This window comes from Streptomyces sp. NPDC001544 (genome assembly GCF_042894285.1).
Lineage (GTDB): Bacteria > Actinomycetota > Actinomycetes > Streptomycetales > Streptomycetaceae > Streptomyces.
This window is the reverse complement of sequence record NZ_JBIAVN010000003.1, coordinates 159,625-174,836: the sequence shown is the minus strand read 5'-3', so window position 1 is coordinate 174,836 and position 15,212 is coordinate 159,625. Positions and strand designations below refer to the sequence as shown.

The window sequence follows — 15,212 nt, the reverse complement described above, 5'->3', positions numbered from 1 at the left end:
GGGCGGAAGTTACCGTCGGTCAGGTCAAAAGGGCAGGGGAGTTCTGTAAAGATGACGCACTCAAGAGGAACGCAACCCTCGCGGTGGTTCACGGGTCTGGTGTGCGGAATCTGAAGTTCAGCATCACCTTCGAGCCATCCGGAGGCTCCCATGGCCGTCGCCGACCGGCACATCAGCGCCCTCATGCGGCAGATCGCGTCCCAGGACACCGTCGAGTTGATCCATCCCTTCGCGGAGTGGCAGACGTTCGGGGCACTCGCGTACATCGCCGAGTGCTACGGCTTCCGTTACGCGGACATCCGTCTGGTCGGCAAGCACAAGATCGTGCACGTGTACCTGGTCCGTGACCCGAGCCCGTGGGCGCAGCAGCGCGCGGCGGCGAACCGGGCGGCCTTCCCCGACCCGGGTCCGGGCCGCCCCGTTCCCGGCATGTACCTGGGCTCGCTGACTCCGGTGCCTCAGGCGCAGGCGGACGTCGACCTGATCACCACGCTCATCAAGTACGACGCCCTCGGCGCCGCCGCCAACCGCAAGCAGCTGATGACCATGGCCTGGGCGTTCCCGCTGCTGTTCCTGCTGGTGGCGGTGGTCACCGGCAAGTACGCCGTCCTGCTCACGCTCACCGTCCTGATACCGGCGTTCCTGCTGGGCGCCCTGCGCCTCAACGCGATGCGACGCGCGAAGCTGGCCGAGCGGCTCACGGCGGCCGGGTGCACACCGCAACCGGACGAGGCGGGGCGTGAACGGTTCGTGCGGCCGGTGCCGTACGGGGTGTGAGACCAACCAAGAGAGCATTGTCATTGCCCCCCTGATACCCGACAGCAGGTGTCGGGTATCAGCGCCACACTCGCCGTATGACAGTGAACTGGGCGGCCTTCGCCACCGCGGAACCCGAGCTCGCCGGGCTCGTCGAGGAGCGCTTCGGCGCCTTCACCCACCACGTTCTGGTCACCCTGCGCCGGGACGGCTCGCCCCGCACCAGCGGCCTGGAGGTGCGTCTTCTGCACGGCGAGCTGTGGCTCGGCATGATGCCGGACTCGCTCAAGGCGCTCGACCTGCGCCGCGATCCGCGTTTCGCGCTGCAGTCGAACCCGGGGCCGGGCGCGGACCCCGGCCCGGGTGACGTACGGATCAGTGGGCGGGCGGTCGAGGTGGACGACCCGCGGGTCAAGGGTGCGTACGTGAAAGAGGTGGAACCGCCGCAGCCGTTCCACCTCTTCCGCACCGAGCCGACGGAGGTCGTGCGGACCTACGTCGAGGACGACACGTATCTGGTCGTGCAGGTCTGGAAACCCGGTGAGCCCTTGCGCGTCGTCAAGCGCAAGTGATCACTCCCGCCGGCTACTCCCACTCGATGGTGCCCGGCGGCTTCGAGGTCACGTCGAGGACGACGCGGTTGACGTCCCGGACCTCGTTGGTGATCCGGGTCGAGATCCGGGCCAGTACGTCGTACGGCAGCCGCGACCAGTCGGCGGTCATGGCGTCCTCGGAGGAGACCGGGCGCAGCACGATCGGGTGACCGTAGGTACGGCCGTCACCCTGGACGCCGACGCTGCGGACGTCCGCGAGCAGGACGACCGGGCACTGCCAGATGTCCCGGTCGAGGCCGGCCGCGGTCAGTTCCTCACGGGCGATGGCGTCGGCGTCGCGGAGCAGGTCCAGGCGCTCCTTGGTGACCTCGCCGACGATGCGGATGCCGAGGCCCGGGCCGGGGAACGGCTGCCGCTGGACGATCTCCTCCGGCAGGCCGAGCTCCTGGCCGACCATCCGGACCTCGTCCTTGAAGAGCTTGCGCAGCGGCTCGATGAGCTTGAACTCGAGGTCCTCGGGGAGGCCGCCGACGTTGTGGTGGGACTTGATGTTGGCGGTGCCGGTGCCGCCGCCGGACTCGACGACGTCGGGGTAGAGGGTGCCCTGCACGAGGAACTCGACCGCCGGGCCCTGGTCCGCGATGATCTCGGCCTGGGCCTGCTCGAAGACCCGGATGAACTCGCGGCCGATGATCTTCCGCTTCTCCTCGGGGTCGGAGACGCCCTTGAGCGCGGTGAGGAAGCGTTCCTCGGCGTCGACGACCTTGAGCTGGACGCCGGTGGCCGCGACGAAGTCCTTCTCGACCTGCTCGGTCTCGCCCTTGCGCATCAGGCCGTGATCGACGTAGACGCAGGTCAGCTGGGAGCCGATGGCCTTCTGCACGAGGGCGGCGGCCACCGCGGAGTCGACGCCGCCGGACAGGCCGCAGATCGCGCGCCGGTCGCCGACCTGCTCGCGGATCGCGGCGACCTGCTCCTCGATGACGTTGCCGGTGGTCCAGTCCGGCTTCAGGCCCGCGCCCCGGTAGAGGAAGTGCTCCAGCACCTGCTGGCCGTGCGTGGAGTGCATGACCTCGGGGTGGTACTGGACGCCGTACAGCTTCTTCTCGTCGTTCTCGAAGGCGGCGACCGGGACGACGTCCGTGGAAGCCGTGACGGTGAAGCCCTCGGGGGCGGCGGAGCAGGCGTCGCCGTGCGACATCCACACGGCCTGCTCGGCCGGGGTGCCCTCGAAGAGGGTGGAGGCCGCCTTGGAGACGTGCAGGTCCGTACGGCCGTACTCGCGGGCGCCGGTGTTGTCGACCGTGCCGCCGAGGGTCTGCGCCATCAGCTGGAAGCCGTAACACATGCCGAAGACGGGGACGCCCGCCTCGAACAGCTCACGGTCGAGACGGGGAGCGCCCTCCTCGTACACCGACGAGGGGCCGCCGGAGAGGATGATCGCCGCGGGGTTCTTGGCGAGGATCTCCTGGACCGGCATGGTGCTCGGCACGATCTCGCTGTAGACCCGCGCCTCGCGGACGCGACGGGCGATGAGCTGGGCGTACTGCGCGCCGAAGTCGACGACCAGGACGGTGTCGGGAGCGGCTGCGGGGTTCGCTGATGACACGAGGTGCCTTCCGGCGGTTGGGCGGGGGCTGTACTTGCCGATTCTACCGGGGTGGCCGTGGGCGGCCTCGCCGTCTCTCTCGGACTGCCGCGCCCGGCGGGCTGGACGGTGCCGGGCCCCGTGGCATACTGGCCCCATGCTCACGCAGACGACCTTCCTCTTTACCTATGGCAACCGGCCCGCCGGCTGCCATGGTCGTGCTGCTTGAGCGAACCGCCAAGCGACTTCCCAGGCGCCCCGGGCCGACAGGCCCGGGGCGCCTGTGTTTTCCCGGTCCTGTCGCCTCGGGGCACCGCATCCCGTCAGGAGCCCCGCCATGACCGCGACGACAGCCGCGACCGCCGCAGAGCAGACCATCACCGACGCCCGGGAGCGCATCGACGCGCTCGACGACCGGATCATCGGCCTCATCCAGGAGCGGATGGCCGTGTCCGCCGTCGTGCAGGAGACCCGCATCGCCTCCGGTGGACGGCGCGTGCACCTGTCCCGGGAGATGGAGATCCTCGGCCGCTACCGGGACGCCCTGGGCAAGCCCGGTACGTCCCTGGCCATGACGCTGCTCGAACTGTGCCGGGGCCGCGTCTGAGTCCCGTCGCTCCTCACCCGTCCGGCGCGTGACGGGCCGGCCCGCGGCTTCGTTGGTCCGGGCGAGCGACCGGACGGCAGGGGACAGCAGCCCGGTCACCCAGGAGATCGGCCGGCCCCGGGGGCACCCGGGGCCGGCCGACGCGCCCCATGACCACGATGTGTGACGCAGGCCACATAAAACTCCGGTGAGTGGCCACAACCATTCACAGCTTTCACAGGTCACACCTGCGGAAACAACGGCCACATCCGTGCCCCACACGCGGAGGCCTCACCCCGACGTCGTACTGCGGTGCCGCAGTGCGCAGCACCTCTTGAGGTCTTCATGAAGCTTCGCCGTGCCATGGCCGCAGCGGCCGCGACGGCCGCCATAGCGCCGATCGCCCTGCTGTCCGCGCCGACCGCGTTCGCGGAGGAGTCGACGTCGTCGGCCCCCACCGAAAGCGTGACGACGACCGACACGCCGACCGACACGCCGACCGACACACCCTCTGACACCGCGACTCCGACCGACACCCCGTCCGACACCGTCACCCCGACGGACACGGTGACGCCGACCGACACGACCAGTCCGACGGACACGGTGACCCCGACCGACACCACCAAGCCCACCGTGGCGGCGACACCGACCGACGCGACCGGCTCTCCCTCGGAGTGGCCCAGCGAGTGCCCCGTCGGCGACGACGGTGTGGACGCCGACTCGCAGCTGTCGCTGGACGTCTCCGGACTTCCGGGCAAGATCGTCGCGGGCAGCGGCTGGCACGACTTCACCCTCACCGCCGCCAACCACAGCGACGTGGCGCTCGGCGAGGTCCAGTGGCTCGCCGCGGTCGACAACGACTCCGAAAGCGACAACGAGAAGGACTGGCTGAGCACCTACGCGCAGCTCGAGTACTTCGACCCCGCGACCAAGGCGTGGGAGTCGCTGGCCGACGAGGTCGGCAACGGCTTCTTCTTCGGCCAGACCGACCTCGGTGCCAAGGAGACGGTGGCCATCAAGCTGCGCGTCAACATCAGCTCGAAGGCACCTGCCGGTGACGGCTACGCGCTCGGCCTCGGCGGCTACGTGGACGCGGAGAAGGAGTGCGTCCACAGCTCCTTCGCCTACTACGAGTTCACCGTCCTCGCTCCCGGCAGCGACAACAACGACCCCGGCAAGGCCAAGCCCAAGCCGGGCAAGGACGACAAGCCCACCGGCGGCAAGGAGCCGCAGGGCGGCGCCAAGGAACTGCCGCCCACCGGCAGCCTCGCTTCCACCGGCTCCAGCTCCGCGCTCCCGGTCATCGGTGTCGTCGGCGGTGTCGCCGTGGTCGCCGGTGCGGGGGTCGTGTTCGCGGTGCGGCGGCGCAAGGCCTCGGCCGGCGCGTAGCAAGGACGACCGGCGAGCCCGGTAAGGAGAGAGGGACCCGCACTCGGAGGGGGGTGCGGGTCCCTCTCTTCGGTCGCGGGCCCCTCTTCGGTCGTCGGTCGCGGGCTACTTCTTCGGCACCGCCGGGACACCCAGGAACGGCAGCCGCAGGGCCCCGAAGGCGTCGGCCGGGACCGCGGGAGTGACCGGCTCGACCGGCTTCAGGCGCTCGTACGGCTCGCCCTGCGCGGGACGCGGGTCCGCCTCGCCCTTGTTGGGCCAGTACGACATCGCCCGCTCGGCCTGCGCGGTGATCGTGAGCGAGGGGTTCACGCCCAGGTTGGCGGAGACCGCCGCGCCGTCGACGACCGAGATACCGGGGTGGCCGTACAGCCGGTGGTACGGGTCGATCACGCCCGTCTCGCGGGAGTCGCCGATCGGGCAGCCGCCGAGGAAGTGCGCGGTGAGCGGGGTGCCCATCAGCTCGCCGACGTTGCTGCCCGCGAAGCCGTTGATCTCGGCGGCGAGGGCCGAGGCGGCCTGCGACGCGGCCTTGATCTGCTTGGGGTTGGGTGCGCCGTGGCCCTGGCGGGCGGTCAGCAGGCCCTTGCCGACGCCGTCCGGCTTCAGGTACGTCGTCAGGGAGTTGTCCAGCGACTGCATCACCAGGCCGATGATGGTCCGCTCCGACCAGCGCCGGTTGGAGAGGGAACGGACGACCAGCAGCGGGTGCCGGGCCGCGTTCGACAGCCAGGCCAGGGCGCGGGAGGTGCCCTCCGCGTAGGGCACCTGGAGGATGGACAGGCCGCCCATCGCGTTGGATCCCTTGCCGTAGCGGACCGGCTCGATGTGCGTGTTCTCGTCCGGGTGGACGGAGGACGTGATCGCCACGCCCTGGGTGAAGTCGGCCTTGGGCTTGCCGTGCGCCCTGCGGTAGCGCCGGTCGTCGGTCTGCGCGCCGACCAGCGCCTCGGAGTTGGTGCGGGTCAGTTCGCCCAGCCGGTCGGAGAGGTACGGCAGTTGGCCGTGGGCCTTCATACGGTGCAGCAGCGTCTGGGTGCCGTAGGTCCCGGCCGCGATGACGACCCGCCGGGCCGTGAAGGTGCGTCCCCTGCCCTTCTTCTTCCGGTCCGTGGGCAGGGTCGCGACCGCGTATCCGCCGCGTGAGTCTTCGGTGACGGACATGACCGTGGTCATGGGGTGCACGACCGCGCCCGCCTTCTCGGCGAGGTGGAGGTAGTTCTCGTTCAGGGTGTTCTTCGCACCGTGCCGGCAGCCCGTCATGCACTCGCCGCACTCGGTGCAGGCCCGGCGGTCCGGTCCGGCACCGCCGAAGTAGGGGTCGGCGACCCGCTCCCCCGGCTTGGCCTTCGCCGTCCCGTCGGCGTCCTCGCCGTCCCCGAAGAACACCCCGACCGGCGCCGGATGGAAGGTGTCGCCGACGCCCATCCGCTGCGCCGCCGCCTTCAGATGCACGTCGGAGGGGGTCATCGTCGGGTTGAGCCGCACGCCGAGCATGCGCCGCGCCTGGTCGTAGTACGGCTTCAGCTCCTCCTGCCAGTCGGTGATGTCCCGCCACTGGGGATCGTCGAAGAAGGCCTTCGGCGGTACGTAGAGGGTGTTGGCGTAGTTGAGGGAGCCGCCGCCGACGCCCGCGCCCGCCAGCACCATGACGTTGCCCAGCAGATGGATGCGCTGGATGCCGTACATGCCGAGCCGGGGCGCCCAGAGGTAGTTCTTCAGGTCCCAGGAGTTCCTGGGCAGGGACTCCCGGGTGAAGCGGCGGCCGGCCTCCAGGACACCGACGCGGTAGCCCTTCTCGGTGAGGCGGAGGGCGGTCACGGACCCGCCGAACCCCGATCCGACGACGATGACGTCGTAGTCGTACCCGTCCTCGTCCCGGGTCTGGACAGACTTCTCCTGCGACACGTGCTCTCCTCGTTGAGAACGGGGTGCCGGCGGCCGGCTGACGGCCGCCGTCTAGCGGAAGCGGAACGCCTTCATCAGCTTCAGGCTGGTGCTCATGAACGCCGCGTACTTCTCGTCGTCCATGCCCAGCGAAGGCGCCATGGGCAGCAGCCGCTGCTGGGCGATCGTCTGGGCCTCGGTGTACTTGAGGATGCCCTCGGAGCCGTGGCGGCGGCCGAGGCCGGAGTCCTTCATGCCGCCCATCGGGGACTGGACGCTGCCGTAGGCGGGGGCGTAGCCCTCGTTGACGTTGACGGTGCCGGTGCGCAGCCGGGCGGCGACCTCGCGGCCACGGCGGCCGTCCTTCGTCCACACCGACGAGTTGAGGCCGTACGGCGTGGAGTTGGCGAGTTCCACCGCCTCGTCCTCCGTCCTGAAGCGGTATATGGAGACGACCGGGCCGAAGGTCTCCTCCGTGCACACCGCCATCGGCTCGGTCACACCGTCGAGGATCGTCGGCTCGTAGAAGTACGGGCCGATGTCCGGGCGGGCGACCCCGCCGGCGACCACCTTGGCGCCCTTGGCGACGGCGTCCTCGACGTGCCGGGTGACGGCTTCCAGTTGCCGGTCGCCGACCAGTGAGCCCATGTCGGCGCCGTAGGCGAGGGACTTGCCCAGCCGCATGGCCCTGGTGCGGGCGGCGAAGCGCTCCAGGAAGGCGTCGGCGATGGACTCGTGGACGTACAGCCGCTCGATGGAGATGCACAGCTGTCCGGCGGAGGAGAAGCAGGCGCGGACGGCGCCCGCCGCGGCCTTCTCGATGTCGGCGTCCTCGAGGACCAGCATGGCGTTCTTGCCGCCGAGTTCGAGGGAGACGCCGACCAGGCGGGCGGCGGCGCCCTGGGCGACCTCGCGGCCGGTGCGGGTGGAGCCGGTGAAGGAGACGTAGTCGGCGCGCTTGACGACCTCCGGGCCGACGACGGGTCCCTCGCCGAGGACGACCTGGAAGACGTCGGCGGGCAGACCGGCCTCGATGAGCAGGTCGCGGGCCCACAGGGCGGTGAGGCAGGTCTCCGTGTCCGGCTTCATCACCACCGCGTTGCCCGCGACGAACGCGGGGAGCGCGTCGCCGACCGACAGCTCCAGCGGGTAGTTCCAGGGGGCGATCTGGCCGACGACTCCGCGCGGGTGGCGCAGTTCGGTGACCTTGGTGAGGGTCGGTACGGCGCCCGTGTGCCCCTTCGGCTTCAGGTACGCGGGGGCCTTGCGGCCGTAGTGCCGGGCCGCGACGGCGACGGCCTGGACCTCCTCGTGGGCGTGCAGGCGGGCCTTGCCGGTCTCCAGCTGGATGAGGTCGAGGACCTCGGCCTGGCGCTCCAGCACCAGGTCGTGGAACCGGAGCAGCACGGCGGCGCGCTGCCGTACCGGGGTCTGGGCCCACACGGCCTGGGCGGCGCGGGCGCGGTCGAAGGCCTCGGCCACGTCCTCGGGGGTGGACTCGGGCAGGTCGGCCAGCTTGTCGCCGGTGAACGGGGTGTGGCTCTCGGTCTTGCCGGAGCCCACGACGCCCTTGGTGAGCTGGACGACCAGCTCCGGCGTGACCACATCGGCGGCGGTACGGGCGCCCTGCGGAGCCGGTGCGAGCGGGTTGGTGCCGATGGCCTGGTTCGTGGCCTGGTTCGTGGCCTGCGCGTCCGTCATGACGCGCAGGGTATTCCGCGGCGGCGCCCTTTGGGTACCCGTCGGTAACGGGGATTCACCGGGTACGCACACGACGCCAGTGTCCACTGGCAGCGAATGCGCTGATCAGGGCGTTGTGGGGGTGGCGGTCAGCGCGGGCCGGGCGTTTCCGGGGCCCTCGGAGTCCTCGGAGTCCTCGGAGCCCTCAGTGCCTCTGGAGCCCTCGACGCTCTCGGTGGTGTCGGCGGTCTCGGCGATCGCGGCCAGGGCCGCCGCCACCTCCTCGGCGTCCGGCCGGTCGGCGGGTTCCGGCGCCAGCAGGCGGGTGATCAGCGTGCGGAGACCGGTGGAGTGCTCCCCCGGGCCCCCCTCGACGGCGGCGCGCAGCAGTGCGCCGAGGGACCACAGGTCGGAGGCGGGGCCCGCACCGGGCTCGGCTCCCCGCTCGGGTGCGACGAAACCGGGGTCTCCGGAGGAATCGACGCCGCCGTGTACGTGTCCGATGCCGAAGTCGGTGAGGACGACCCGGCCGGTGCCGGCTTCGAGGAGGACGTTGGCGGGTTTGACGTCCCGGTGGACGATGCCGACCGAGTGCGCGGCGCGCAGGGCGCCGAGGACGGCGAGGCCGACGCGGGCGGCCTCCGGGGCGGGGAGGGGGCCGCGCGTCAGAAGCGTGCGGAGGGACTCCCCGGGGACGAACTCCATGACGATCCAGGGGAGTCCGTCCTCGAAGACGACGTCGTGGATGCGGACGGCGGCGGGGTGTTCGACGCGGGCGGCGGCGCGGGCCTCGCGGTGCAGCCGGTGGGCGGTCCGCTGGTGCTCCTCGTCGTCCGGGTCGCCGGGCGGCAGGGGCCGCTTGACGGCGACGTACCGCTGCGTCGACTCGTCGAGCGCCCGCCAGACGGTGGCCGGTGCCGTGCCCTTACCGGGGCTTCCGGGGTCGGTGCCGGGGCCGCCCGGGCCGATGTGCTCGATCAGCCGGTAACGTCCGACGAGGAGACGTTCGTCGGGCACGCGTCCGTCGGGCGTACGTTCGCCGTCTTCGCTCATGCCCCATGAGTACCGTGCGCACCGCGTCCTTGTCGAAGCGGACGTTCAGGCGGCCCACCGATGGAGACGGAAACCGCCGTCCCCGGGCCGCACTTCGACGCCCCCGCGTCCACCGAAGCGGGCGGGCACCGTCAACTCCTTCTCGTCGGCAGCTCGTTCGAGCACACACGACCTGCACCGAACCGCCTGCCCCGGATCGGGGCAGAAGCAACTGCTGCACCCCCCTTCGACCGCAGGGGACAAACCCGCCATCTGGTCGCATGGCCAAGGAAATGGCCTGAACAGGCACTTCACCGACCCATCACCCCGCACCCACCGGCAGCGCATGATAGGTTCACAGGCCATCAAGTCTGCTACTGAGAGCATCGGGTGACTGCTTCCACCGTTTCGGTGATTATCGCCGCGTACAATGCGATGCCTTATCTGACGCGTTGCATCACCTCTGTCGCCGACCAGACCATCGGCCGCCACCGGCTCGAGGTCATCGTCGTGAACGACGGCTCGACCGACGGCACGGGGGCCGAGCTGAAGCGGCTGAGCGGCGTGCACCCCGGGCTGCTGCGGGTCATCGACCAGGAGAACTCCGGTGGGCCCTCGGCTCCTCGCAACGTCGGGCTGGAGCACGCGCGCGGGGACTTCGTCTTCTTCCTGGACGCCGACGATCACCTGGGTCCTGAGGCCCTGGAACGCATGGTCCGTATGGCCGAGGACAACGGTACCGACGTCGTGCTCGGCAAGATGGTGGGCGTGGGCGGACGCGGCGCGCCCGCGTCGATGTTCAAGCGCAACCAGCCCCGCACCGACGTCTTCTCCTCCCGCGTCTACTGGACGCTCAACCCCATGAAGCTCTTCCGCCGGGAGCTGCTGGAGCGGCACCGGCTGCGCTTCCCCACCGATCTGGCCATCGGGGAGGACCAGCTCTTCGTCGGTGCGGCCTACCTGCACGCCTCCGGCATCTCCGTGGTGGCCGACTACGACTGCCTGTTCTGGGTGCTGCGGGAGGACGAGGGCAACATCACCCGTCGGCTGAAGGGGTCGGAGCTCCGGCTGCGGTTCCTGCCGCGCATGGTCGACCTGATCCTGGAGAACGTGCCGCCGGGGCCAGGCCGGGACCACCTGGCGCACCGTCATCTGACCGTGGAGGTCCAGCAGGTCCTCGCCGACCAGCTCGTCTTCGAGCCGCGCGAGACCCAGGAGAAAATGCTGGCGCAACTGGCCGAGGCCATCGAGCCGTTGTGGCACGACGGAATGAACGACCGGCTCTCGGCGATGGCCCGGCTACGGCTGCACCTGGTCCGCAACCGCATGCTCGACGAGCTGCTGGAGGTCGTCGAGTTCGAGAAGGAGATCGCCCGGAGCAAGGCGGCCACTCCGCTTCTCATCGAGGCCGGCCGCGCCTACGCCCGCTACCCCTTCCTCCGCGACCCCGCGCACCCCGTCCCCGATCCCTGCTACGACGTCACCGACCAGCTCCGCCCCCGCCACCACGTCACCGGCGCCGAACTGCGCGGCACGGGCACCCTCCACCTGGCCGGCCACGCCTACCTCCACCGCGTCGAGACCCGCGACGTCACCACCGAACTGGTCCTGCGCGAGCGGGACAGCGGGGCCGAGTACCGGCTGCCCGTCACGCACACCGCGACGCCCGGGCTCGGGGCGGCGGAGGACGAGGGGCGGTTCGGCTACGAGCTCGCCGGTTTCGAGGCCGTTGTCGACGTCGCCACCGCAGCGGACGGCGAGCCGCTTCCCGACGGGCTGTGGGACGTCTCCCTCGCCGTCGGCGCGCAGGGCTTGTCCAAGGAGGTCCGCATCGGCAGCAAGCGGGCCGCGGACGTCTCCGGTGCGGCCAGTACGCAGGTCGTCGGCTTCGGTGAGACGCTGCGCGCCGTCACCCTCTACACCACCAAGCCGTACGGCAACTTCACCCTCGACCTCGGTGAGCGCAAGCACGCGGTGCTGCCTCACCTCGGCGTCCGTGACATCCGCTGGGCCGCCGACGCGCCCACCGAGCTGGAGGTCACCGGGCGGTGCACGCTGGCCGGGTGCCCGGACGGTGCGCTGGTGGTGGAGTTGAGGGACGGTACGGGTGACACCGCCGTCGCCTTTCCCTCCCAGCGGGTCCCCGCCTCACCTGACGGTGAGTTCGTGGTGCGCCTGCCGGTGTCCGCGCTGCCCGCCGGGGTCTGGTGCGGCCGACTGCGCATCGGGCAGTGGGCGTTGCCGCTCCCCCGGCTCGACCCGCGCCTGCCTCCCGCCAAGTGGCGCCGACGCGGCCTGCCCTGGTACGCCAAGCCCGCCCCGGACGGCGGCGGGCGGTTCGCGCTGCGGGTGGCGAGGACCGACCTGGTGAAGGGGCTGCTGGGGCGGCTTCCGCTCAGGTAGGCACGAAGGTGTCGACGGCCACGTCGAAGTACTCCCGTGCCTCCCGCACCTTCCCCACGGGCGCCGACACCCACACGTCGTACATGCGGCCGTCCTCCTCCCAGCACATGTCGTAGGTGTGCCGGGGGCCCTCCGCCGTGCTGAAGCCCTTCCAGGTGAACTCCCAGAGCGCGGCGAGGTGTCCGTGATGCGTGGCGCGTGTGACCCGGCCGTCGTGGTAACCGGGGTTCGTGTCGGGGCCCGTGAGATCCGCCCGGCGCATCACGCCCAGCGGGCCGCCGGACTGGGGCACGGTCGCCCTGATGCCGAGGCGGAAGGTCTGACCGGGCGACATGTAGAAGACGCGCTCGCCCTGCGGGTCCCGCGTGAAGCCCTCCGGTACGGCCAGGGAGAAGCCGGCCGGGTCCCGGGCGAGACGGTAACCGGAGGGCGCGGTGTGGGAGTCGGCGGCGGCCGGGCCGGTGGCGGCGCTCCGGGTCACGGTGACCGTGGGGGTGGGTGAGGCGGACGTACTGGCCGAGGTTCCCGGCGCCGGGCTGGTCGGCGTACCGCCACCGTCCCCGCCGCCTCCGTGGATCAGCAGCGTCGCCGCCGACACACCTGCCCCGGCCACGGCGGCGACGAGCAGCGCGGCGATCAGCACGCCCCGGGCGGAGCGGCCGACCGGAGCCGACGCGGGCGGCGATGACGGCGTCCGGCGGGGGATGTCCCGCTGCGTCGGCGTGTACGGCGTCGCCGGGGGCCGCGGTGTGCGGCCCGTCTCCAGGAACGCCCGCAGCATCCGCTCCGCCTCCGCCGCGTTCAGACGCCGGTCCGGGTCGCGCTCCAGCAGTCCGCGCACGACCGGCAGCAGCGGCTCGGCCTGCACGGGCGGGCGGATCTCGGCGGCGACGACGGCGTGCAGGATGCCGCCGATCGAGTCCCGGCGGAACGGTGACTCGCCGCTCAGCACGGCGCACAGCAGCGCGCCCACCGACCACAGGTCCGACTCGGGTCCGGTGCGCGCCTCGGACATCCGCTCGGGCGCCGTGTACTCGGGCGAGCCCACGAAGGATCCGGTCTCGGTGAGCGTCGTGGCCCCGGCGACCCGCGCGATCCCGAAGTCGGTCAGGACGACACGCTCGGTGCCGGACTCGACGAGCACGTTGGCGGGCTTGATGTCCCGGTGCAGCACCCCGGCCTCGTGCGCGGTGCGCAGCGCGCTCAGCAGGTCGATGCCGATCCGGGCGGCCTCGGCCGCGTCGACCGGGCCGCGCGCCGCGATCCGGTCGGCGAGCGAACCGCCGTCGATCAACTCCATGACGATGTAGGGGCGTTCACCGTCCTCCACGACATCGTGCACGACGATGATGTGCGGATGACGCAACTGGGCGACCGCGCGGGCCTCGCGCAGGGCGCGGTCGCTCCGCAGCCGCGCGTCCTCGCCGGAACGGGACTCCAGCGCGAGTTCCTTGACCGCGACCCGGCGGCCCAGCAACTGGTCGGTCGCCCGCCACACGACGCCCATCCCGCCGCGCCCGATCCGCGCCTCCAGGCGGTAACGGCCCGCGATGACGCGGCAGTCGTCCCCCTCGGTCCCCATGGGCCCATCATGCCCCACACGGACGCGAGCGCTCCGGACCGTACGCCCGGGTGGCCGACAACCGACGCCCGAAAGGTCAGGAGGAGGGCGGCTGCCAGCTCTGCAGCACCCGCGTGAACTGCTTGCTCGTCCTCGCCCAGTCCTTCTCGGGCGTGGACATGTAGATCGCGTATTCGGTGCCCTCCCGGGAGTAGTACGTCTCCTCGACCGCGTGGCGCGGCTCGGCCACGTGCGGCGGGTCCTTCGCCAGCGCGTCCCAGGTGTACTCCCACCGGGAGCCCTTGCAGTCGCGGTAGATGTTGCGCTTCATGAGGACCTGCTGGTAGCCGACCAGGCGCTGCCGGATCTGCTCGTCGAGGTCCTTCTGGTGCGAGTAGGCGTCGGGGAAGTCCGGTGAGGTGTCGATGGCGATGCGCACGAAGTGCCTGCCGCCGTCGGGCGAGTAGTCGATCTGCTTGATACCGCCCTCGGTGCTGTACACCGAGCGCTTCCAACGCGCGGAAGGAACCGAGATGCCGAAGCCCAGCGGGTCGGTCTTGGGGACCCAGGTGTCGGTTCCGTGGGTGTCACCGGGGGCCGGTGAGGCCCCGGCCTCGTTCTGCGGCCGCCCGGCACCGTACTTCTGCCACGCCGCCGCTCCCGCACCGCCGACGACGGCGGCGAAGGCGACGACGAGGGCGAGCGTACGCAGACGGCGACGCCGGGGGCGGGCGGCCGGCGGGGGTGTGATGACGACCGGGGGTGCCACCGCGGTCGGCGCCGTGACCCGGCCCTGCCCGTCCGTGCGACCGTGGCCCGCGGGGTGCGAGGCGGGGTACTGCGGGCCCGTGCGCGCGAACGAGCCGTCGTGCTGCGTCGGTACGAACGCCTGAGCCGCGTTCGACCGCCGCCCCTCCACGGCCTCCGCGAGCATCTGCTCGGTCTCCTCCGCGCCGGGCCGCTGCGCCGGGTCCTTCTGCAGCAGAGCGGAGATGACGGGGCCGAGCGGGCCGGCGTGCTCCGGCTCGGCCACGTCCTCCTCGACCACCGCCTGCATGGTGCTCAGCGGTGAGGTGCGGCGGAACGGCGAGCGGCCCTCGACCGCCGTGTACAGCGTGGCGCCGAGCGCCCACAGGTCGGAGGACGGGCCCGGGTCGTGGCCGCGCACCCGCTCCGGGGCGAGGTAGTCGACCGAGCCGACGACCTCTCCGGTGCGGGTGATGGTGCTGTCGCCCTCGATCTGCGCGATACCGAAGTCGGTGAGCAGGACCCGGCCGTCCTTGCCGAGCAGGACGTTGCCCGGTTTGACGTCCCGGTGCAGCACCCCGGCGCCGTGCGCGGCACGCAGCGCGCGCAGCACCCACATGCCTATGCGGGCCGCCTCCCGCGGTTCGACGCGTCCCTGCTCCTTGACCACGTCGGCCAGTGAGGAGCCCTCGACCAGCTCCATCACGATCCACGGGCGGCCGTCGTGCTCCAGTACGTCGTGCACCGTGACGACGGCGGAGTGGTTGATGCGCGCGGCGGCGCGGGCCTCGGCCCGGGTGCGGGCGAGCAGAACCGCCTGGTCGCTCTCGGACACGTAGAGCGCGGCGGTCAACTCCTTGATGGCGACCGCCCGGTGCAGCACCTCGTCGTGGGCGCGCCACACCCGGCCCATGCCGCCGCTGCCGATCGAGTCGGCGAGCCGGTAGCGGCCCGCGATGAGCAGGCCCTGCATCTGATTCACGTTGCCCCGCAATGGTCTTGACAGGGTCAGACTAAGGACCCGCCTGC

11 protein-coding genes are annotated in these 15,212 nt (G+C 71.4%); 5 read left to right on the top strand and 6 right to left on the bottom strand.

Translation table 11 applies throughout. From position 1 onward, the window contains the following. Nucleotides 1–150 precede the first annotated feature (150 nt). Together ACFY0F_RS10685 and ACFY0F_RS10680 are read left to right on the top strand one after the other, a co-directional pair. A complete protein-coding gene (locus ACFY0F_RS10685; RefSeq protein ID WP_388791670.1) occupies nt 151–777 on the top strand; it encodes a hypothetical protein in 627 nt (208 codons plus the stop codon). Nucleotides 778–854: 77 nt separating this feature from the next. After that, the gene (locus ACFY0F_RS10680; RefSeq protein WP_388791668.1) at nt 855–1,328 is read left to right on the top strand and encodes a pyridoxamine 5'-phosphate oxidase family protein; all 474 of its coding nucleotides are present in this window, start codon (nt 855–857) and stop codon (nt 1,326–1,328) included. Between the two features lie 13 nt (nt 1,329–1,341). Here ACFY0F_RS10680 and guaA read toward each other — a convergent pair whose 3' ends face one another. Further along, nucleotides 1,342–2,919 carry a glutamine-hydrolyzing GMP synthase gene (gene guaA / locus ACFY0F_RS10675; protein WP_388791666.1) on the bottom strand — a complete coding sequence of 526 codons (1,578 nt, stop codon included), beginning with the start codon at nt 2,917–2,919 and terminating at the stop codon, nt 1,342–1,344. 316 nt (nt 2,920–3,235) lie between these two features. On the opposite strand from guaA, the gene ACFY0F_RS10670 reads away from it, so the two are divergent. Together ACFY0F_RS10670 and ACFY0F_RS10665 are read left to right on the top strand one after the other, a co-directional pair. Further along, entirely contained in the window at nt 3,236–3,505 is a 270-nt protein-coding gene (locus ACFY0F_RS10670) for a chorismate mutase (protein WP_388791664.1), read from the top strand. Nucleotides 3,506–3,829: 324 nt separating this feature from the next. Further along, nucleotides 3,830–4,873, top strand: coding sequence for an LPXTG cell wall anchor domain-containing protein (locus ACFY0F_RS10665; protein WP_388791662.1), 1,044 nt, complete (start codon nt 3,830–3,832; stop codon nt 4,871–4,873). A gap of 105 nt (nt 4,874–4,978) precedes the next feature. On the opposite strand, the gene ACFY0F_RS10660 is transcribed toward ACFY0F_RS10665, so the two are convergent. The 3 genes from ACFY0F_RS10660 to ACFY0F_RS10650 all read right to left on the bottom strand — a co-directional run bounded on the left by ACFY0F_RS10660 (nt 4,979) and on the right by ACFY0F_RS10650 (nt 9,493). Continuing rightward, a complete protein-coding gene (locus ACFY0F_RS10660; protein WP_388791660.1) occupies nt 4,979–6,781 on the bottom strand; it encodes a GMC family oxidoreductase N-terminal domain-containing protein in 1,803 nt (600 codons plus the stop codon). Nucleotides 6,782–6,832: 51 nt separating this feature from the next. Next, a complete protein-coding gene (locus ACFY0F_RS10655; protein WP_388791658.1) occupies nt 6,833–8,461 on the bottom strand; it encodes a succinic semialdehyde dehydrogenase in 1,629 nt (542 codons plus the stop codon). Nucleotides 8,462–8,566: 105 nt separating this feature from the next. Next, a complete protein-coding gene (locus ACFY0F_RS10650; protein WP_388791656.1) occupies nt 8,567–9,493 on the bottom strand; it encodes a serine/threonine-protein kinase in 927 nt (308 codons plus the stop codon). A gap of 369 nt (nt 9,494–9,862) precedes the next feature. Between ACFY0F_RS10650 and ACFY0F_RS10645 the strand changes: the two genes are divergently transcribed. Continuing rightward, nucleotides 9,863–11,875, top strand: coding sequence for a glycosyltransferase (locus tag ACFY0F_RS10645; protein ID WP_388791654.1), 2,013 nt, complete (start codon nt 9,863–9,865; stop codon nt 11,873–11,875). On the opposite strand, the gene ACFY0F_RS10640 is transcribed toward ACFY0F_RS10645, so the two are convergent. Together ACFY0F_RS10640 and ACFY0F_RS10635 are read right to left on the bottom strand one after the other, a co-directional pair. Beyond that, on the bottom strand, nt 11,868–13,457 hold the full coding sequence (locus ACFY0F_RS10640) for a protein kinase (RefSeq protein ID WP_388791652.1): 1,590 nt from the start codon (nt 13,455–13,457) through the stop codon (nt 11,868–11,870). The two genes, ACFY0F_RS10645 and ACFY0F_RS10640, sit on opposite strands and share 8 nt — an antisense overlap. A 76-nt stretch (nt 13,458–13,533) precedes the next feature. Further along, nucleotides 13,534–15,156 carry a serine/threonine-protein kinase gene (locus ACFY0F_RS10635; RefSeq protein ID WP_388791650.1) on the bottom strand — a complete coding sequence of 541 codons (1,623 nt, stop codon included), beginning with the start codon at nt 15,154–15,156 and terminating at the stop codon, nt 13,534–13,536. Nucleotides 15,157–15,212 lie beyond the last annotated feature (56 nt).

Excerpts from the sequence above, each read along its gene's own strand:
- ACFY0F_RS10680 (WP_388791668.1), top strand. The coding sequence starts at position 855 with ATGACAGTGAACTGGGCGGCCTTCGCCACCGCGGAACCCGAGCTCGCC.
- ACFY0F_RS10635 (WP_388791650.1), bottom strand. The coding sequence starts at position 15,156 with ATGCAGGGCCTGCTCATCGCGGGCCGCTACCGGCTCGCCGACTCGATC.
- ACFY0F_RS10665 (WP_388791662.1), top strand. The coding sequence starts at position 3,830 with ATGAAGCTTCGCCGTGCCATGGCCGCAGCGGCCGCGACGGCCGCCATA.
- ACFY0F_RS10685 (WP_388791670.1), top strand. The coding sequence starts at position 151 with ATGGCCGTCGCCGACCGGCACATCAGCGCCCTCATGCGGCAGATCGCG.
- ACFY0F_RS10640 (WP_388791652.1), bottom strand. The coding sequence starts at position 13,457 with ATGGGGACCGAGGGGGACGACTGCCGCGTCATCGCGGGCCGTTACCGC.
- ACFY0F_RS10670 (WP_388791664.1), top strand. The coding sequence starts at position 3,236 with ATGACCGCGACGACAGCCGCGACCGCCGCAGAGCAGACCATCACCGAC.
- ACFY0F_RS10655 (WP_388791658.1), bottom strand. The coding sequence starts at position 8,461 with ATGACGGACGCGCAGGCCACGAACCAGGCCACGAACCAGGCCATCGGC.
- ACFY0F_RS10650 (WP_388791656.1), bottom strand. The coding sequence starts at position 9,493 with ATGAGCGAAGACGGCGAACGTACGCCCGACGGACGCGTGCCCGACGAA.